13 protein-coding genes, 2 tRNA genes and 2 rRNA genes are annotated in these 18897 nt (G+C 58.2%); 7 read left to right on the plus strand and 10 right to left on the minus strand.

Annotated elements, in window-relative coordinates:
• Positions 1-116 precede the first annotated feature (116 nt).
• The 3 genes from QOL84_RS29280 to QOL84_RS29290 all read left to right on the plus strand — a co-directional run bounded on the left by QOL84_RS29280 (position 117) and on the right by QOL84_RS29290 (position 3824).
• Positions 117-1817: an acid phosphatase gene (locus tag QOL84_RS29280; RefSeq protein WP_283439460.1), complete on the plus strand. Its 1701-nt coding sequence runs from the start codon at positions 117-119 to the stop codon at positions 1815-1817.
• A 119-nt stretch (positions 1818-1936) separates the two neighbouring features.
• The gene (locus QOL84_RS29285) at positions 1937-3133 is read left to right on the plus strand and encodes a hypothetical protein (RefSeq protein WP_283439461.1); all 1197 of its coding nucleotides are present in this window, start codon (positions 1937-1939) and stop codon (positions 3131-3133) included.
• Positions 3134-3311: 178 nt separating this feature from the next.
• Complete coding sequence (locus QOL84_RS29290) at positions 3312-3824, plus strand: SET domain-containing protein (protein WP_283439462.1); 513 nt, start codon at positions 3312-3314, stop codon at positions 3822-3824.
• Between the two features lie 14 nt (positions 3825-3838).
• Here the strand turns inward: QOL84_RS29290 and can are convergent, their stop codons facing one another.
• On the minus strand, positions 3839-4483 hold the full coding sequence (gene can, locus QOL84_RS29295) for a carbonate dehydratase (RefSeq protein ID WP_053123831.1): 645 nt from the start codon (positions 4481-4483) through the stop codon (positions 3839-3841).
• A 141-nt stretch (positions 4484-4624) separates the two neighbouring features.
• On the opposite strand from can, the gene QOL84_RS29300 reads away from it, so the two are divergent.
• Positions 4625-5029: a serine kinase/phosphatase gene (locus QOL84_RS29300; protein WP_283439463.1), complete on the plus strand. Its 405-nt coding sequence runs from the start codon at positions 4625-4627 to the stop codon at positions 5027-5029.
• A 138-nt stretch (positions 5030-5167) separates the two neighbouring features.
• Here the strand turns inward: QOL84_RS29300 and rimI are convergent, their stop codons facing one another.
• Together rimI and QOL84_RS29310 are read right to left on the minus strand one after the other, a co-directional pair.
• A complete protein-coding gene (rimI, locus tag QOL84_RS29305; RefSeq protein WP_129395517.1) occupies positions 5168-5620 on the minus strand; it encodes a ribosomal protein S18-alanine N-acetyltransferase in 453 nt (150 codons plus the stop codon).
• Complete coding sequence (locus tag QOL84_RS29310; RefSeq protein ID WP_283439494.1) at positions 5613-6359, minus strand: energy transducer TonB; 747 nt, start codon at positions 6357-6359, stop codon at positions 5613-5615. Before QOL84_RS29310 ends, rimI begins: the two co-directional genes overlap by 8 nt.
• A gap of 233 nt (positions 6360-6592) precedes the next feature.
• Here QOL84_RS29310 and mksB point away from each other — a divergent pair, with 233 nt between their 5' ends.
• From mksB to mksF, 3 genes are read left to right on the plus strand one after another with little or no spacing between them, the layout of a single operon-like run.
• Positions 6593-7870, plus strand: a complete 1278-nt coding sequence (mksB, locus tag QOL84_RS29315) for an Mks condensin complex protein MksB (RefSeq protein ID WP_164979453.1) — start codon at positions 6593-6595, stop codon at positions 7868-7870.
• The gene (mksE, locus tag QOL84_RS29320) at positions 7860-8561 is read left to right on the plus strand and encodes an Mks condensin complex protein MksE (protein ID WP_034156067.1); all 702 of its coding nucleotides are present in this window, start codon (positions 7860-7862) and stop codon (positions 8559-8561) included. The genes mksB and mksE overlap by 11 nt, the downstream gene beginning before the upstream one ends.
• Positions 8558-11398, plus strand: a complete 2841-nt coding sequence (gene mksF, locus QOL84_RS29325; RefSeq protein WP_129395519.1) for an Mks condensin complex protein MksF — start codon at positions 8558-8560, stop codon at positions 11396-11398. Before mksE ends, mksF begins: the two co-directional genes overlap by 4 nt.
• Before the next feature lie 186 nt (positions 11399-11584).
• Here the strand turns inward: mksF and QOL84_RS29330 are convergent, their stop codons facing one another.
• The 7 genes from QOL84_RS29330 to QOL84_RS29360 form a co-directional block, all read right to left on the minus strand.
• Positions 11585-13888, minus strand: coding sequence for a PqiB family protein (locus QOL84_RS29330; protein WP_283439464.1), 2304 nt, complete (start codon positions 13886-13888; stop codon positions 11585-11587).
• Complete coding sequence (locus tag QOL84_RS29335; RefSeq protein ID WP_283439465.1) at positions 13881-14504, minus strand: paraquat-inducible protein A; 624 nt, start codon at positions 14502-14504, stop codon at positions 13881-13883. Before QOL84_RS29335 ends, QOL84_RS29330 begins: the two co-directional genes overlap by 8 nt.
• Positions 14491-15150: a paraquat-inducible protein A gene (locus QOL84_RS29340; RefSeq protein ID WP_283439466.1), complete on the minus strand. Its 660-nt coding sequence runs from the start codon at positions 15148-15150 to the stop codon at positions 14491-14493. Before QOL84_RS29340 ends, QOL84_RS29335 begins: the two co-directional genes overlap by 14 nt.
• A 147-nt stretch (positions 15151-15297) precedes the next feature.
• Positions 15298-15413, minus strand: a 5S ribosomal RNA gene (rrf, locus tag QOL84_RS29345).
• A gap of 169 nt (positions 15414-15582) precedes the next feature.
• Positions 15583-18476: ribosomal RNA gene (locus QOL84_RS29350) — 23S ribosomal RNA — on the minus strand.
• 234 nt (positions 18477-18710) lie between these two features.
• Positions 18711-18786, minus strand: a tRNA-Ala gene (locus QOL84_RS29355).
• A gap of 10 nt (positions 18787-18796) precedes the next feature.
• A tRNA-Ile gene (locus QOL84_RS29360) sits at positions 18797-18873 on the minus strand.
• Positions 18874-18897 lie beyond the last annotated feature (24 nt).

Below are 18897 nucleotides of genomic sequence, written 5' to 3' on the forward strand. Positions count from 1 at the left end.
GCCTCTGGCTCACACACTCTTTGACCCTTCCTCGCAGCTGTCACCTAACCGTCATATTCCCTTGCTAGCGTCCGCCCGAAACATACTGAAACATTTAAGTAAAAACGGGCTGAGACATGATCGACGATACAGACGGCACCGACACATCTTCCCTTGATTCCGATAATCCCACCGACACCAGTCGCCGCCGCTTCCTCGGCGGCGTCGCGGTGCTCGGTGTCGGTGCGACTCTGGCCGGGTGTGGCAACGCCAGCGATCAACCCGGCACACCGGTCGAGCGCCCGCTAACGCCAACCGAGCTGGACAAGGCCCTGCGCGATCAGGTGAAAACCGTGGTGGTGATTTACGCCGAGAACCGCAGTTTCAATAACCTGTTCGGCGATTTTCCCGGCGTCGAAAAACCGCTGTCAGCACTCAAGCCTGCCGAATACCAGCAACGTGATCGCGACGGCTCGCTGCTGCAAACCCTGCCACCCGTCTGGGGCGGTACGTTGCAGATCGGCCCGCAAATGCTCGATGGCGTGACTTACCCCAGCGCCACGCAGTTTCAGGAAAACCTGCCCAACGCACCGTTCGCCCTCAAAGGCCCGAACGGTGAGGACTTGCCGTTCGGTCTGGTAACGCGCGACCTGTGGCATGTGTTTTATCAAAACCAGATGCAGATCAATGGCGGCAAGAACGATGGTTTCGTCGCGTGGGCCGACTCCGGTGGCCTGACCATGGGCCATTACGCGCAGAGCCGATATTCCCTGCGCCTGTGGGACGTCGCGCAGGAATTCGTGCTGTGCGATAACTTCTTCCAGGGCGCTTTCGGTGGCTCGTTCCTCAACCACCAATACCTGATCAGCGCCACCGCGCCGTTTTATCCGGATGTGGCCAGTTCGGTGGCCAAGTCGCAGATTGCTGCGTTGCAGAGTGACGATCCGAAAGATTCGCGCCTCAAACCGCTGGAACCATCCCCTGCCAGCGCCATGACCGGCCCACCGCAGTTCGGCCCGAGTGCGTTGACTCCGGACGGTTTCGGCGTCAACACCCTCGCCCCGCCTTACTGGCCGACGTGGATTCGCGACCCTGAGCATCCGGCCTATTCCAAGCCCGATCTGCCCAACGTCATGGTGCCGCAGACTCACGAACACATTGGCGACAAGCTGTCGAAAAAGAACATCGATTGGGCGTGGTATGCCGGCGCGTGGCAAGCGACGCTGGAGCAGTTCAAGGATTCCGGCGGCATCCCGAAAATCCCCAATTTTCAGTATCACCACCAGCCGTTCAACTACTTCAAACAGCAAGGCCCGGAAAACCCGGACGAGCGTAACAAGCGCCTGCGCGATGCCGGTCTGGGCGACGAGTCGAGCAGCAATAAATTCTTTGCCGATGCCGAGGCTGGCAAATTGCCGGCCGTCAGCTTCTACAAGCCTCAGGGCAACCTGAACATGCACGCCGGTTATGCCGACGTGGCGTCCGGGGATCGACACATCGTCCGCGCATTGAAAGTGCTGCGCGAAAGCCCGCAGTGGCAAAACATGGTGGTGATCGTCACCGTTGACGAGAACGGCGGCTGGTGGGATCACGTTGCGCCGCCCAAGGGTGACCGCTGGGGGCCGGGTTCACGCGTGCCGGCGCTGGTGGTGTCACCGTTTGCGCGCAAGGGCACGGTGGATCACACGGTCTACGACACCGCGTCGATCCTGCGGCTGATTACCCGGGTATTCCAACTGGAAACGCTCGATGGTCTCAAGCAGCGCGATGACGCGATGATCGCCCGTGGTCAGAAACCGCTGGGCGATCTGACCAACGCCCTGCATTTTCACGCCTGAAATCGAGTCCTGCACAGCGCTGAAAAAAACTCCCGATGACGGCTTCTCTGCGCCACACGGCTGATCCACTATGAGGCGCCCCCGACCGACGGGGAACCCACGCTGAAAAGGATCTGAGCATGTTCAAACTCGCAGGACTCATCCCCGCCACACTGGCCCCTACCGCACTGGCCCTCGCCGCGCTCACACTGAGCGCGGCCGTCCACGCCGATGTCGATTTGAAACTGGGCAGCACCGAACGCGTCACCCGCCTCTTCGCTTACCCCAACAACTGCAATGTGATCTGCTTCCGTAACTGGACGCTGGAGCAGACCGTCGCCCATTACCTGACCCAGAGCGTACAGCGCGACGGTTATGCCGCAGCAAAAGTCCTGGTGAAAACCGATAACGGCCAGCTCTACGCTGAAATCAGTGGCGTGCCGAAAGGCTATGACAAACCGTTGTCGGCGTTGCTCGACGCCGGTGATCTGGCCTACACCGGCGCCAGCAAGCTCAACGCCGACGGCAAGTGGGCGTACAGCTGGTACTTGTTCCTGCCGCTGGGCATGGCCCTGGAAAATCGCAAAAGCGTCGAGTTGCTGCACTTCCCGCCGGACTATTCATTGACTCAAGCGCAGGATTATCTGCGCTCCAACACCACCGATCGCTGGGCCGCGCTGCTCACCGACAACGGTATTCCGGCTGACCAGACGCCAGCGTTCCAGACCATCATCGACATCGCCCCGATCGCCGCGCCGTCCAGTGCAGGCAAGGATCTGGAAGGCGTCTATGACTACTTCAAGGACTACCAGACCACGCTGGTCAAACAGTTCAGCCAGACTAACGCCGGCACAACTTTGCCGATGGTCGCGTTCGGTGCGCCGGTGCGCAACTGGATCAAGCAGCAATACGGGCCGACGGTAAACGTACTGGGCCTGGCGACCATCAGCCCGAGCGAAGGCGTGAAAGTGCCGGTATTGGGTTCCAACCACCCGAGCTACATCTGGTACGCCGCCGACCCGGCGAGCTACGACGGTGACGAGGCCAAGGCCGATGCAGCCGGTCTGAAGGTCATGGGCCAGGATCTGAGCGCCGCCTGCTGGCAGGCCGGCATGGGAGGTAAACCGGGGAGCAATGCACAAACCACGCTCAACAACTGCATGCAAACCTGGCAGGTGACGCAGAAAGTCAAAACCTGCGAGCTGTTCTACACCTCGATCCGCGACCTGAGCGCAGATCAGGCGGCTGCCAAATGTGCAACGCCACCGATCAAGGCGCAGTTGCAGCAACTCAAGAGCGCATTACCCGCCGCCGCCATTCCCGCCCCACATCTGTAACCGGCGATAGCTCTTTCCCGTGTCAGCCTTTGCTGACGCGGGAATACGCCCATTTCGCCTGTCAGATCTGACAGTAGACCCGTGCTGGCGCATACACGAAAATTGGATCCACAACCCGTTGCAGGACTGACATGACGTCAGCCAAAGGAAGTCGCAGCCCCTGACAACAAGGATCGTTATGAACAGCCACGCAATCGCCAGCGAGCCTCGCGATACCGAAGGGATTTACCCGTTCGCCGGCCTGCCGGTGCGCCTCGGCTTTCCGTCTAGCAACGACTTCGAAATTGTTCACGATATCCACGGCCATGCCATGGCCATCGCGGCGCGCCGGGATTTTCTGCGTAGCCGGCGCCTGTGCCGGGTGTCCGGGCAACTGCTGCCCTATCGGTGTCGCCAGACGCGACAACTGCTCTCAGGCATCCACGTCTACGATCCGCGCTTTTGCGGGCTGCTGGAACACGTCTGCGACCCGAACGTATTTCTCGACATGAGCGAGCTGTGGCTGTGGGCGTTGAAAGATATCCACAGGGGCGAACGGCTGACCATCGATTACGCCGCCACCGAAGACAAACTGCTGCAGCAGTTCGCCTGCGGTTGCGGCTCGAAACAGTGTCGCGGGTGGATCACCGGTTACGACGAACCACCCAGTATCGAAGGCCACGCCTATCTACATCGCTGGCGGAGCCACTAGCGTCGAATCGCAGTTTACGGCGCGCCGACCGGACGCAAACGATATTGCGGCGGCAATTGTTCGAAACCGCTGATGGTGGTGTTCAGACTTTTCCAGCGACCGTCCTTGATGCCGTAGATGCACCCGTGGATCGACAGGCTCTGCCCGCGATGCCAAGCGTTCTGGATGATGCTGGTGTGGGCGACATTGGCCACCTGCTGGATCACGTTGAGCTCGCACATGCGATCAACCTGCTCCTCTTCGGTCGGCAACTTGGCCAGCTCTTCGCGTTTTTCGTAGTACAGATCGCGGATCGAACGCAGCCAGCCGTCGATCAGGCCGAACTGGCGATCCTGCATCGATGCGCGCACACCGCCGCAGCCGTAGTGGCCGGTGACGAGGATGTGTTTGACCTTGAGCACGTCGACCGCGTACTGGATCACCGACAGGCAGTTGAGGTCAGTGTGCAGCACCACATTGGCGACGTTGCGGTGTACGAACAGATCGCCCGGCAGCATGCCGACGATTTCGTTGGCCGGCACACGTGCGTCGGAACAGCCGATCCACAGATATTCCGGCGTTTGCTGGCGCGCCAGCTTGGCGAAGAAATCCGGGTCTTCCTTGGTGATCGCGTCAGCCCAACGCTCGTTGTTATCAATCAGGTCTTGTAAGTCATGCATGCTGTAAGGCCTCAAGAAAGATGCGCTGGTATGACAGTCGACCGCCCGTCGGGGTCACGCTTGAGCCGAAAGTGATTTCGTGGGAATTCTCGTGTGCCCGGTGAGTCCACCTAAGTAAGGCCCACAGTATGAGGATTTGCCATGACTGATTCACGACGCCCTTACGATGCGGTGCAACCGGAGCCCATCGATGATAACGAAGACCGCATGGGTTCGGTGCATGAGCTGGATTTCGATGAAGACGAGCCCAGCGCGAAAATCGGTGATGAAATCCCGCAGCGTGAACGCGAGCAGTTGATGCCCAATGAGCGCGTGCGTGAGGCGGGCATGACCGGGGCTTCGGTCAGTGATCATGAGCCGACGGACGATGACATGAGCCCGGAAACGCTGATTCATGAAGATGGCGCGCGGGATGCCGAAGAGGCCGGTGAAGGTAATCCGGCAGATTGGGACTTGAGCCTGGTCGATGAAGACGACATCGGCGGTGGTAACGGGCTGGATGAAGCGGAGCTGGCGCGGCGCGATCCGCTGGACGGTAACCGCTAACAGCCCTGATCCCTGTAGGAGCTGCCGCAGGCTGCGATCTTTTGATCTGTTTTTGCATGAGCCGAAACAGGATCAAAAGATCGCAGCCTGCGGCAGCTCCTACAGGGGGATGTTGTATCCGCAGAATGAGTCAGGGGATCAGTCGACCAGGGTGCAGGCCATGACCACGGCATCTTCGCGCCCGCCCACCGCCGGATAATAATCCCGACGCCGGCCAATCTCGTTGAAGCCATAGCGCTCGTACAGGCGAAACGCCGAACGATTGCTGTCGCGCACTTCCAGGAAACACTCCCGCGCCTGCGCCGCATACGCGCGCGACATCAGGTGCTCAAGCAGCGTCAGGCCCAAGCCGCGCCCCTGATTCTCCGGTTTGACGGTGATGTTGAGCAGGTGCGCTTCATCGAGAATGATCTGCACCACACCGTGGCCAACCTGTTGCTCGCCTTCGAACATCAGCCAGATCTGGTACTTGCCGAGGCCGTCGAGAAAAATCCCGCGGGTCCACGGATGGCTGTACGCAGCGAATTCAATCTTCAGCACAGCGTCCAGATCCGCCTCGATCATCGGGCGGAAGGTTACAGCGTCACTCATTGATTTCTTTCCAGCGCGCCATCAGCCGACGCATGGCTTGCCACACAGCGGCTTTGCGCTGTGGCTCTTCCATTAACAACTCCAGACCGGGAACGGCCCAGGCCGAGCCCAGACCCTCGATCTGCAATTCACGATTGAATGCTTCAGCATCCGCCTCACCGGCAAAGCGCACCGCCGGCAGGCCGATCAGCCAGAGACAGGCGCACGGCGCCGCTTCCATTTGCACCGAGAGGAACCCTTGGACGAAGTCGCGCGCCGCTTCCGGCCCCTGATCCATGGTGCCGCGATTGAGCCACGGCCAACGCACCGGCTCGCCGACGATCTGCGGCGCATCCGGCAGACCAGCGGCGCGCAGCATGTCTTTCAGCAGCAAATACGCCGGATCACGGCTCTGGAACGGTTCGCCTGTGGGTAACTCGACCAATAGCAGGCAGCGCCCGGCACGCAGCAATTGCAAAGCGAAACGTGGCGGTGGCACCGGCGCAGGTTTGGCGACGACTGGCGTGTCGTCAGCCTCTTGCGCGGGTTTGGCGTTGGTTCGCGTGCTGGCCAGCGAAGGGCGCGGCACTTCGATTTTCGGCCGTTCGCTCGGACGGGCGGTCGGTTGCACCGGCGCCTCGGCCTGCGGTGCAAGCACCATCGGCGCCTCTACCTCTGGCTCGGGCATGTCCAGCAGCTCGGGCCGCGACGGTGCGGCGAAAGGCAATTCGGTGCGCGGCAGCCAGTTGACCACCTGCATGGCGTTCAAATAGGCGCGGCGGCGGGACTCGATTAGCAAAGGGTCGGCCACTTGTGGATAACTGAAGTGGGCTGATTCTACCGCCCTTCGTTCAAGATCGCTTGCTGTTGATCGATAGCCTTTACCGAAGCTCTCTCCCTTAGAAAATGCGACAGCCCGTCCCGAGAGTGAATCGCATCCTTCATGATGCAGTACAATCGCCGCTTTTCATTGCCAACCAGCCGGGCATTCCGATGATCGAACCCAAGCGCGTCTTGCGCGCCCTCGCTGAACACTGGGCACTTCTGGAGCCTTTGTGCGAGCACTTCGACCAAGGCACATTGAGCCTCAACGAACTGCGTACGCAACTGGCCGCCCAACAACTGGACAGCACGCCACAGGACATCACCAGCCTGCTCGACGTGTGGATTCGCCTCGATATTCTGATTCCGGTGGCGAAAAGCCCGAACCGTTTCGAGCTGAACGCGCAGATCCACGACTTCCTCGCTTACCTGCGGCGTGAACATCGCTTGGGCCTGTGCCTGGAAATCGAAGCCTATCTGCGCCACCTCGAGCGTCTGGCCGGTTACATCCAGGACGCGTTCGACATCCGCGACGGCCACGACCTCGCCCGCCAGTTGCGCTTGCTCGACATGCGCGTACGCGACGTGCTGAAGAAGCTCGACAACGACGAACAGGCGCTGGTGGCTGTGGCCGAACGCGCGAAGACCAGCGATCGACAGATTCCGCTGCGTCAGCGTTACGCCGAAGTGTTGGCGACGTGGGACGAATACGTCGAGCCGATGATCGATCTGGTGAACGCCGACGGCGCTTTCGAGCAAGGCGTACGCAAGGTCGAAACCGTGCTGCTGAAAATGCTCAGCGAACAGCAACGCCTCGGCCATCTGGTCGATGACGACATGCTGCTGCGCACCCACGCGCGCATCCTCGAAATGCAGACCAGCGCGCAACTGACCCTGCGTCATGCCCGCGAACTGCTGCTGCCGCTGCGTGAAGAAGCGCGCCGGCACAACGCCGTGACCCGTGGCGCCGCGCTCGCATTGGCCGCGATTCGCCGCAAAGGCATCGACGCCGTGCCGCAAGCGGCGATGCCGCTGTTCACCCGCCCGCAAAGTACCTTCCTCGGCAGCGCCAGTCAGGTCGAAGCCTACGTGTATGCGTTGGCGCGTTTCGAGCCGAAACCGGCACGCTTCCCGAAAGCGCACAAGACCCAGAAAGGTGAAGCCCCACGTGCCCCGCGCACCGTGCGCGAGATGCTCGACCGTTGCGAAGAAGCCCTGCCGATGCCGGATCTGATGACCTGGCTGCTGGAGCAGGAACCGGACGGCGCCACCGACGAATTGCTCTATTGGTTCTCGCGCCTGTCGCGGGAAAAACGCTTCAAGCGCGAGCGTCTGGAACGCCGCGAATACCACACTCATGAGCACCAGGTCAGCCTGCGCTCCTTCGCCCTGCTCTCGGCCAGCGATAGCGCCGCCGAGAATTCTGCGAGCATCCCCAATGCATCTTGATCTTTCCGAACTGTCGCAACTCGCGCCGATCTTCCGCGAGCTGTTCAAGGGTTACCACGTCAGCCGCCGCGATCCGGAGCTGTACGCGCAACTGTCGAACTTCCAGGATCAGTACCGCACGCTGTTCAAGGCGTTGGGGTTTGAACTGGTCTGCGACACCCGTGGTTTCTACTACTTCGTACCGGACATGGCCGCTGCGGCGGTGAACAAGACTGCCCAGCGTCTGGCGTTGTTCACCTTCATCCTCGTCGAGCATCTGGCCGATCAGGGCCGTGACCCGATTGCCGTGCTCGATGGCGGCAGCCTCGGCCGCGAAGAGTTGCCGTCGCTGCTGGAGAAATACCGCGACCTGTTCATTCAGGCCGAAGTGCAGACCGTTGAAGAGCTCGAAGAAAAGATCATGCGCCGCATGACTCAACTGGGTTTCGCCGGCGAAGAAAACGGCGTGTATCGCTTCCTGCCGCCGATGCACCGTTTCCTCGACGTGTGCTTGTCGGTACAGCAAGACCGCGATCTGGCGGCCAGCGTGCACAGTGTATTGCCACTGCCGGCGCCGGTGCTGATCGACGAAGCGGCGGAAGCCAAATTCCTCGAAACCGACGATCCGCTCGATCTCACCGAATTCGATGAAGAGAGCGAAGAAGACGCACTGGCCCGCGCCATTGCCGAAGAACAGGAGTCCGACGCATGAGCCAGGAACGCTACGGCATCCGCCGCTTTGCCCTTTTGAACACCGCCGGTTACAGCCTCGGCCTGTTTCCGCTGGAAGAACCGTTGTCGGTCTACGGCGCAAACAACCTCGGTAAATCGGCGTCGATCAACGCCTTGCAGTTCCCGATCCTGGCGCGCATGTCGGACATGAGTTTCGGCAAGTACAGCCTCGAACAATCGCGGCGCTTCTACTTCGCTTCCGACACCAGTTACATCCTTGTCGAAGTGAATCTGCCGCACGGCCCGCACGTGATCGGCGTGGTCGGTCGTGGCCCGGGCGGTGGTTTCGGTCACCAGTTCTTCGCGTATGCCGGCAAGCTCGATCTGGCTCATTACCAGAAGAACGACACCTGCCTGCGTCAGAAAGAGCTGTTCAGCAATCTTGAGAAAGAAGGCCTGAAAGCCTACGAACTCAAGCCTGATGAGCTGCGTCGTTTGCTGGTGGGCGGTCACACCTCGATCCCGCTCGACCTGACGCTGATCCCGCTGCGCTCCACCAGCGAGCAGAGCCTGAAGACTTTCCGCGCGCTGTTCATCAACCTGCTGCACATGCGCGAAATCACCGCAGCCAAATTGAAGCAGTTGTTCCTCGATGCGTTCGAACACAGCCTGCGTTCCGGCAGCGTCGATTACATCGCCGCGTGCGAAGAAGCCTTCCGCGACGTGCGCCGCATGGAGCAGGACTATAACTCGCTGGTCGCGGCCGGCCCGTTGGTTGAGGCTTTGGCCAACGGCGTGAAACAGCGCGACGTGCTGCGCGGCAAACTGCATCGCCTGTCGCCGCTGCTCGATTCGTTGCTCGGTACCTGGTCGGATTACGCCAGTGCACGCAAAGAAGAGCTGACGATTCAGGCTGACCACTACCGTGGCGAGCAAGACAGTCTGCAAAACAATCAGCGCGGCGGTACTCAGGAACTGATGCGTCTGGAGCGGGAAATTTCCGGCATCCAGCGTTGGCTCGGCGAGCTGTCAGTGTTGAAAAATCGCTTCGCCCTGGTCGATGACGTCAAAGTACTCGAGCAACAATTGCTCGCAGCCAAAGACGCGCACGACGAACTGGCCGGTGCCCTGGCGCAATCGCGTCAGTTCAGCGCCGAAGATCTGGAAGAGCGCCTGCGCGATCTGGAAAAACGCCTGAAGTCGGTGAAGCAACAACTCGATCACGCCGACAACAACAGCTATGCCCGCCTGCGCGAAGAGTTCTCGCAACCCGACGTCGAACGGTTGATGCGTCTGTTCAACAGCGCACTGTTCAGCCTGCCGCTGGGCGAACACGGCATCACCCTCGACGAGGGTGGCGAATGGGTCAAATCCGTTGAGCTGATCCTCGACGGTTTCAAGGGCGAGCGCTTCGAAGTGCCGGGCCTGTCCATCGACATCTCGCACATCGAGCCACCGGCGCTGCAAGCACTGGCCGACCGTGCTGCGTTGCGCGATCAGAAAGAACGTCTGGACAAAGAGCTGAAACAGCTCAAGACCCAGCAGGCCGTTGCCGCTGACCGCGCCGCGAGCAAGACTCAGACTGAGGCGCTGTACCAGCAAGTGCTGGATGCGCAAAAGGCGTTGGAAGATTTCCGTCGCACGCAGACGTTGAGCGCCGAAGAAGGCGACAAGCTCGAGCAACTGGCGCAAATGGAAGGCGCGCAGGACGAACTCAAGCGTTCCAGCGATGCGTTCACCGAGCGCGTCCAGCAACTGTCGGCCAAGCTGCAACTGGTCGGCCGGCAGATCGCCGACATGGAGGCCAAGCAACGTACTCTCGACGATGCGCTGCGCCGTCGTCAGTTGCTGCCAGCGGATCTGCCGTTCGGTACGCCGTTCATGGATCCGGTCGACGATTCGATGGACAACCTGCTGCCGCTGCTCAACGACTATCAGGACAGCTGGCAAGGCTTGTTGCGCGCCGATGGCCAGATCGAAGCGCTGTACGCACAGGTGCGTCTGAAAGGCGTGGCCAAGTTCGACAGCGAAGACGACATGGAACGCCGTCTGTCGCTGCTGATCAACGCTTACGCGCACCGTACCGATGAGGCGCTGACGCTGGGCAAGGCACGTCGTGCGGCGGTGACCGACATCGCCCGGACCCTGCGCAACATCCGCAGCGACTACGACAGCCTTGAGCACCAACTGGCGCTGTTCAACCGCGAGATCAACAAGCGTCAGGTCTCCAACCTGCAGAGTTTCCGTATTGTCCTTGCGCCGAACAAGGAAGCGCTCAAGCACATCGACCAGATCATCCACAGCGCCGGTCAGTACGAAGAAGGCGAAACCCTGTCGGTGTTCGACCTCAGCCAAAGCGCCGAGCAGGACAACAAGAACGAAGAGGCCAAGGAATACCTGGCGCGGTTGGTTGCGGCAAACCACAACCAGCTCGGCCTCAAAGACTTGTTCGAACTGGCATTCGAGATCACCAAGGTCAACGGCCAACCAGTTATCCACACCGACATCGATGGCGCGGCGTCCAACGGTACGACCATGACTATCAAGGCGCTGACCAACATGTACTTGTTGCTGCACTTGATGGATCGCGATCTGGCCGGGCGCGTACGCCTGCCGTACTACCTCGACGAGGCGGCGGACATCGACGAGAAGAACCAGGCAGCGCTGCTGGAAACCAGCCTGCAACTGGGCTTCGTGCCGATTCTGGCGAGTGTGAAGCCGCAGGTCTGTGCCAGTGTCGCCATCGACCTGGAAGGTGGCAGCGGCCCGGCGGGGATCTACATTGATGAGGCGGACTGGAAGTACATCCGTCGCCATGATGTGGTGAAGGCTACGGTGAATGTTGAAGCGGATGAACCGGAGCTGGATGCGGTTTGATCGGCGTTGACTGAAAGGCAATAAAAAGGGCCGCGATCTGTCTGGATCGCGGCCCTTTTTTTATGGCTTGAGATTTGTACTGAATTGGCTGGCCCTATCGCGAGCAGGCTCACTCCTACAGTTGGAATGCGTTCCCCTGTAGGAGTGAGCCTGCTCGCGATGGCGCCACTTCAGACACCGCAGGATTTACTTACCGAGCGAAATCTTCGGCGCCCACGTCAGCCACTCATCCTCAAACTTGTCGAACAACGGGAACGTCTGCTCCGCCCGCGCCTGGCTGCCCATGCGCTCGCCATCCGGCGTGGCAAAGGCAATGCCGCCCTGAATCGCCGTCTCCAGCGACTCGGTTCGCACCGTCAGCCCGTTGAACAAACCAATATCAAACCCTACGCCACTGGTGTTCCAGAACCGGCTACCGCTGCGCACCAACGGCGCATATTTCGGCTCGATCAAAATGTGCACCAACACACGATCCGCCGTCTGCCCCAGTTCATACCCCGTCACTTTACCCACAGTGATTTCGCGGTAAGTCACCGGCACACCCGGCTTCAGCGAACCACGACGGGCTGCGCTCAATACCAGACTCAGTCCCGCCTCTTGTTTGGTCACTTCCGGCGCATTAGCCAGGGCAACGAAGTTCTTCTGCGGCCCGAGGCTCTTCGCCGCTGGCTGCACTTCGATGTATTGCCCGGTCACCAGGGTTTCCAGGTTAGCTGTCTTGATCAGGCCCAATTCCGGTTTGACCACCCAGAACTGGCTGCCGACGCGGGCAATCTTCTCTGGCACTTCGGTGATGCGCGCGGTGAGGATGACCGATTGCAGATCGTCAGTCAGATCAACACTTTCAATCTTGCCGACATCCAGGCCTTTGAAACGAACCGGGGTGCCGCTGCGCAGACCGTCGGCGCGATCGACCTTGATCGTGACCACGGCGCCTTTCTGATTGGCGTCGTCATGGTTGGCAAACAAGCGGAAGCGCGGGATGCGTTTTTGCAATGGCGCCTTGGCTTGCGGCGTTTCGAAGGCGATGCCGCCGGCCATCAGGGTTTGCAGCGATTCGCTCTTCACCTGAATCCCGCCAGTCAAACCGCCGGTCAGGGTGACACCGCTGACATTCCAGAATCGCGTCGAGGCGTTGACCAGGTTTTCGTATTCCTTCTCGATGTGCACACCGACGATGATCTGCTTGCGCGTCTTCGAGAACTGGTAGCTCTGCACCGAACCGACCTTGACCTGCTTGTACAGAATCGGACTGCCGACATCGATCGAGCCGAGGGTGTCGGTGAACAGCACCAAGTGCAGGCCCGGTGAACGCAGATCCAGCGGCGGCGCTTTTGGTCGTGCTTCGAACTCACGCTTCGGCGCAGCGCCTTTGTCACCTGGGCGTACGGCGATGTAGTTACCCTTAACCAGCGCTTCGAGCCCGGTGATGCCCGCCAAAGAAATCGACGGTTTGACCACCCAGAACTGCGTGCCATCGACCAGATAATCTTCGGCGAGTGGATCAAGAGTCAGCTCGGCCGTGGCGCTGTTCAGATCGGGATCGACCTTCAGTGCTTTCAGGTTGCCGACCTGAATGCCTTTGTACATCACCGGCGTGCGTCCGGCTTGCAGGCCTTCGAAATCGCTGAGTTTGACCTTCACGCGAATCCCGGCAGCGGCGGCGTCGAAGTCTTCATAGAGACGGAACGGCAGGCTCGGATCGGTCGGCGGGCTGTCTTTGCGATTCTCCGGCGTGGCGAAGGCGATACCGCCCGCTACGATGCTGGCCAGCGATTCGCTGCGCACTTTCACACCGGACAGGTTGGCGTCGATGCTGATGCCGCTGGCGTTCCAGAAACGCGTGTGTTTACGCACGAGTTTGGCGTAGGTCGGTTCGATGAAGACCTTGAGTTCAACGGTACTTTGGTCTTCCGAGAGCAGGTAGCTTTTAACCTGACCGACCTTGATCTGCTTGTAGAACACCGGGCTGCCACGGCTCAATGAGCCGAGACGATCAGCCTTGATGGTCAGGTGCAGGCCAGGCTTGGCGTCAGACAGCGGTGGCTCTTCGGAGAGCGCCTTGAACTTGCGCACAGGCTCGCCTTCGCCGGGACTGATGGCGACATAGTTACCGGACACCAGCGTTTCCAGCCCGGTGATCCCGGCCAGAGTCACGCTCGGTTTGACCAGCCAGAAACGCGTGCTGGTCTTGAGGTATTGCTCGACGTCCTTGTTCATCTCGACGGTGGCAATCACGCCTTTGGAGTTGCCCTCGTCATCGAGCTTGAGTGCCTTGACCTTACCGACCGACATGCCTTTGTACATGACCTCGGTCTTGTTGGCCTGGATGCCTTCGCCACTCTCGAAGCGGATCTGGATCTCGATACCGGTTTCGGAATAGGCACGCCAGCCGAGCCACCCGCCGATGATCAGCGCGATCAGAGGCAGTACCCAAATGGCAGACCAGTTCGAGGCCGGTCGGGTTTTCGCTACGGGCAAATCAGTCATGGTCGTCGTCCGACTCCGTGTTATCCCAAATCAGTCGGGGATCGAAAGTTACTGCGGCGAGCATCGTCAGAATCACCACACTGGCGAAGGCGATGGCGCCAAGATTGGCTTCGACACTGGCAAGCCGGCCGAAGTTGACGACCGCCACGAGAATGGCGATCACAAAAATATCGAGCATCGACCAGCGACCGATGAACTCGATGAAGCGGTACATCCAGATGCGCTGACGGGCCGACAATGGCTGGCGTCGTTGCACCGAAAACAGCAGCAGCGCGATGCCCACCAGTTTGAAGGTCGGCACCAGGATACTGGCGATGAACACCACGGCGGCAATGGGAATCATGCCGTGCTGCACCAACTGGATCACGCCGGACATGATCGTGCTCGGATCGCCCTGCCCCAAAGAACTGACAGTCATGATCGGCAAGACGTTGGCCGGAATATAGATGATCGCCGCGGTGATCAGCAGCGCCCATGTGCGCACCAGACTGTTCGGACGCCGGGCGTGAACCAGCGCTCCGCAGCGCGTGCAAGTCTGCTCGTCGGTACCCGCTTCCTGTTTATTCAGTTCGTGACATTCGGTACACACCAGAATGCCCGCATCAATCGCCCGCATGAGCGTCCTCTCCTGATAACGCCTGCCAGATCTGATGCGGTGACATCACCACTTCCAGCCAGACCTGCACCAACAACAATCCGAGGAAACATGCCAAGCCCAGACCTACGGTAATGGCGGCCATGTCCGCCAGTTTGACGATCGCCACCAACACGCCCATGAGGTAAACCTCAAGCATTCCCCAGTCTTTGAGGTGGTGATAGATACGGTAAAGCAGCAGGCCGTAGCTGCGGCCGACATTGAAGCGAATCGTCAGCAAAACGAACAACTGGCACAGCAACTTGAGCAGCGGTATGGCCATGCTGCACAGGAATACGACAATCGAAACGCCCTGCATGTCAGTGTTGAACAGGCCGAGAACGCCGCTCCAGACCGTATCCTGCGAGGATTGTCCGAGGATATTGAGTTGCATGATGGGTAAAAAGTTTGCCGGGATGTACAACAATAACGCTGCAATTACCAAGGCAAGGCTGCGCTGCACCACGTTATGGCGGTGGGCATACAACTCGTAACCGCAGCGAGGGCAGAGGGCTTTCTCGCCGTGGGCAAGCGTTGGCTTGCGCATCAGCAGGTCGCACTCGTGACAGGCCACCAAGTCTTCCAGCGGTAAATCTGACAGCCCTGGGGCGTCAACCGACTCTGACATAAAGGCTCTGGCTCCGAATAAGGTGGGGCTATTCTAGTGTTCTGATTCGAAAATAACTGTGCAAATTTGTTCGCTGTCGCGAGCAAAACTTTTTCGCAGGCAAAACAAAACCCCAACTGCTTTCGCAATTGGGGTTTTGGAATTTAATCTTGACGATGACCTACTCTCACATGGGGAAACCCCACACTACCATCGGCGATGCATCGTTTCACTGCTGAGTTCGGGATGGGATCAGGTGGTTCCAACGCTCTATGGTCGTCAAGAAATTCGGGTACCGAGTCGTGGCCAGACGGCCTCGCTTCAGCAAATTGGGTATGTGACAGCTTTCGGTGTTTTGTGAACATCGAACTTTCGGTTCGTTTCGTCTTCACACACCGCAATCTGGTCTCTCTCGCTTTTCAGCGCGGAGCATGCAAATTGCTTGGGTGTTATATGGTCAAGCCTCACGGGCAATTAGTATTGGTTAGCTCAACGCCTCACAGCGCTTACACACCCAACCTATCAACGTCGTAGTCTTCGACGGCCCTTCAGGGAACTCAAGGTTCCAGTGAGATCTCATCTTGAGGCAAGTTTCCCGCTTAGATGCTTTCAGCGGTTATCTTTCCCGAACATAGCTACCCGGCAATGCCACTGGCGTGACAACCGGAACACCAGAGGTTCGTCCACTCCGGTCCTCTCGTACTAGGAGCAGCCCCTCTCAAATCTCAAACGTCCACGGCAGATAGGGACCGAACTGTCTCACGACGTTCTAAACCCAGCTCGCGTACCACTTTAAATGGCGAACAGCCATACCCTTGGGACCGGCTTCAGCCCCAGGATGTGATGAGCCGACATCGAGGTGCCAAACACCGCCGTCGATATGAACTCTTGGGCGGTATCAGCCTGTTATCCCCGGAGTACCTTTTATCCGTTGAGCGATGGCCCTTCCATACAGAACCACCGGATCACTAAGACCTACTTTCGTACCTGCTCGACGTGTCTGTCTCGCAGTCAAGCGCGCTTTTGCCTTTATACTCTACGACCGATTTCCGACCGGTCTGAGCGCACCTTCGTACTCCTCCGTTACTCTTTAGGAGGAGACCGCCCCAGTCAAACTACCCACCATACACTGTCCTCGATCCGGATAACGGACCTGAGTTAGAACCTCAAAGTTGCCAGGGTGGTATTTCAAGGTTGGCTCCACGCGAACTGGCGTCCACGCTTCAAAGCCTCCCACCTATCCTACACAAGCAAATTCAAAGTCCAGTGCAAAGCTATAGTAAAGGTTCACGGGGTCTTTCCGTCTAGCCGCGGATACACTGCATCTTCACAGCGATTTCAATTTCACTGAGTCTCGGGTGGAGACAGCGCCGCCATCGTTACGCCATTCGTGCAGGTCGGAACTTACCCGACAAGGAATTTCGCTACCTTAGGACCGTTATAGTTACGGCCGCCGTTTACCGGGGCTTCGATCAAGAGCTTCGCGTTAGCTAACCCCATCAATTAACCTTCCGGCACCGGGCAGGCGTCACACCCTATACGTCCACTTTCGTGTTTGCAGAGTGCTGTGTTTTTAATAAACAGTCGCAGCGGCCTGGTATCTTCGACCGGCATGAGCTTACGGAGCAAGTCCTTCACCCTCACCGGCGCACCTTCTCCCGAAGTTACGGTGCCATTTTGCCTAGTTCCTTCACCCGAGTTCTCTCAAGCGCCTTGGTATTCTCTACCCAACCACCTGTGTCGGTTTGGGGTACGGTTCCTGGTTACCTGAAGCTTAGAAGCTTTTCTTGGAAGCATGGCATCAACCACTTCGTGTTCTAAAAGAACACTCGTCATCAGCTCTCGGCCTTAAGATCCCGGATTTACCTAAGATCTCAGCCTACCACCTTAAACTTGGACAACCAACGCCAAGCTGGCCTAGCCTTCTCCGTCCCTCCATCGCAATAACCAGAAGTACAGGAATATTAACCTGTTTTCCATCGACTACGCTTTTCAGCCTCGCCTTAGGGACCGACTAACCCTGCGTCGATTAACGTTGCGCAGGAAACCTTGGTCTTTCGGCGTGGGTGTTTTTCACACCCATTGTCGTTACTCATGTCAGCATTCGCACTTCTGATACCTCCAGCAAGCTTCTCAACTCACCTTCACAGGCTTACAGAACGCTCCTCTACCGCATCACCCGAAGGTGATACCCGTAGCTTCGGTGTATGGTTTGAGCCCCGTTACATCTTCCGCGCAGGCCGACTCGACTAGTGAGCTATTACGCTTTCTTTAAAGGGTGGCTGCTTCTAAGCCAACCTCCTAGCTGTCTAAGCCTTCCCACATCGTTTCCCACTTAACCATAACTTTGGGACCTTAGCTGACGGTCTGGGTTGTTTCCCTTTTCACGACGGACGTTAGCACCCGCCGTGTGTCTCCCATGCTCGGCACTTGTAGGTATTCGGAGTTTGCATCGGTTTGGTAAGTCGGGATGACCCCCTAGCCGAAACAGTGCTCTACCCCCTACAGTGATACATGAGGCGCTACCTAAATAGCTTTCGAGGAGAACCAGCTATCTCCGAGCTTGATTAGCCTTTCACTCCGATCCACAGGTCATCCGCTAACTTTTCAACGGTAGTCGGTTCGGTCCTCCAGTTAGTGTTACCCAACCTTCAACCTGCCCATGGATAGATCGCCCGGTTTCGGGTCTATTCCCAGCGACTAGACGCCCTATTAAGACTCGCTTTCGCTACGCCTCCCCTATTCGGTTAAGCTCGCCACTGAAAATAAGTCGCTGACCCATTATACAAAAGGTACGCAGTCACCCAACAAAGTGGGCTCCCACTGCTTGTACGCATACGGTTTCAGGATCTATTTCACTCCCCTCTCCGGGGTTCTTTTCGCCTTTCCCTCACGGTACTAGTTCACTATCGGTCAGTCAGTAGTATTTAGCCTTGGAGGATGGTCCCCCCATATTCAGACAAAGTTTCTCGTGCTCCGTCCTACTCGATTTCATGACTAAGAGATTTTCGCGTACAGGGCTATCACCCACTATGGCCGCACTTTCCAGAGCGTTCCGCTAATCTCAAAGCCACTTAAGGGCTAGTCCCCGTTCGCTCGCCACTACTAAGGGAATCTCGGTTGATTTCTTTTCCTCAGGGTACTTAGATGTTTCAGTTCCCCTGGTTCGCCTCTTGCACCTATGTATTCAGTACAAGATAACCATCTTATGATGGCTGGGTTCCCCCATTCAGACATCTCCGGATCAAAGTCTGTTTGCCGACTCCCCGAAGCTTTTCGCAGGCTACCACGTCTTTCATCGCCTCTGACTGCCAAGGCATCCACCGTATGCGCTTCTTCACTTGACCATATAACCCCAAGCAATCTGGTTATACTGTGAAGACGACATTCGCCGAAAATTCGAATTTCTCAATTAAGAGAACTCACAAATTTTACCTTAGCCTGATCCGTTACCAGTGAAAGTAACGTTCAGTCTATCTTTCTATCACATACCCAAATTTTTAAAGAACGATCTAATCAAAAGACTAGAAATCAATATTCTCAAGGGAATACTCATTTCTAAACTTTCAGAAGCAGTTATATGGTGGAGCCAAACGGGATCGAACCGTTGACCTCCTGCGTGCAAGGCAGGCGCTCTCCCAGCTGAGCTATGGCCCCATAACAAAATTGGTGGGTCTGGGCAGATTCGAACTGCCGACCTCACCCTTATCAGGGGTGCGCTCTAACCAACTGAGCTACAGACCCAATTTCGAGCGCGTAACTGTTAGC

Origin of the sequence: Pseudomonas helmanticensis, from assembly GCF_900182985.1 — a bacterium.
In the GTDB taxonomy this organism is placed as follows: domain Bacteria; phylum Pseudomonadota; class Gammaproteobacteria; order Pseudomonadales; family Pseudomonadaceae; genus Aquipseudomonas; species Aquipseudomonas helmanticensis.

Bases quoted from the DNA above. Each gene is read 5' to 3' on its own strand.
- QOL84_RS29280 (WP_283439460.1), top strand. From the start codon at position 117: ATGATCGACGATACAGACGGCACCGACACATCTTCCCTTGATTCCGAT.
- QOL84_RS29285 (WP_283439461.1), top strand. From the start codon at position 1,937: ATGTTCAAACTCGCAGGACTCATCCCCGCCACACTGGCCCCTACCGCA.
- QOL84_RS29290 (WP_283439462.1), top strand. From the start codon at position 3,312: ATGAACAGCCACGCAATCGCCAGCGAGCCTCGCGATACCGAAGGGATT.
- can (WP_053123831.1), bottom strand. From the start codon at position 4,483: ATGCATGACTTACAAGACCTGATTGATAACAACGAGCGTTGGGCTGAC.
- QOL84_RS29300 (WP_283439463.1), top strand. From the start codon at position 4,625: ATGACTGATTCACGACGCCCTTACGATGCGGTGCAACCGGAGCCCATC.
- rimI (WP_129395517.1), bottom strand. From the start codon at position 5,620: ATGAGTGACGCTGTAACCTTCCGCCCGATGATCGAGGCGGATCTGGAC.
- QOL84_RS29310 (WP_283439494.1), bottom strand. From the start codon at position 6,359: ATGCAGGTGGTCAACTGGCTGCCGCGCACCGAATTGCCTTTCGCCGCA.
- mksB (WP_164979453.1), top strand. From the start codon at position 6,593: ATGATCGAACCCAAGCGCGTCTTGCGCGCCCTCGCTGAACACTGGGCA.
- mksE (WP_034156067.1), top strand. From the start codon at position 7,860: ATGCATCTTGATCTTTCCGAACTGTCGCAACTCGCGCCGATCTTCCGC.
- mksF (WP_129395519.1), top strand. From the start codon at position 8,558: ATGAGCCAGGAACGCTACGGCATCCGCCGCTTTGCCCTTTTGAACACC.
- QOL84_RS29330 (WP_283439464.1), bottom strand. From the start codon at position 13,888: ATGACTGATTTGCCCGTAGCGAAAACCCGACCGGCCTCGAACTGGTCT.
- QOL84_RS29335 (WP_283439465.1), bottom strand. From the start codon at position 14,504: ATGCGGGCGATTGATGCGGGCATTCTGGTGTGTACCGAATGTCACGAA.
- QOL84_RS29340 (WP_283439466.1), bottom strand. From the start codon at position 15,150: ATGTCAGAGTCGGTTGACGCCCCAGGGCTGTCAGATTTACCGCTGGAA.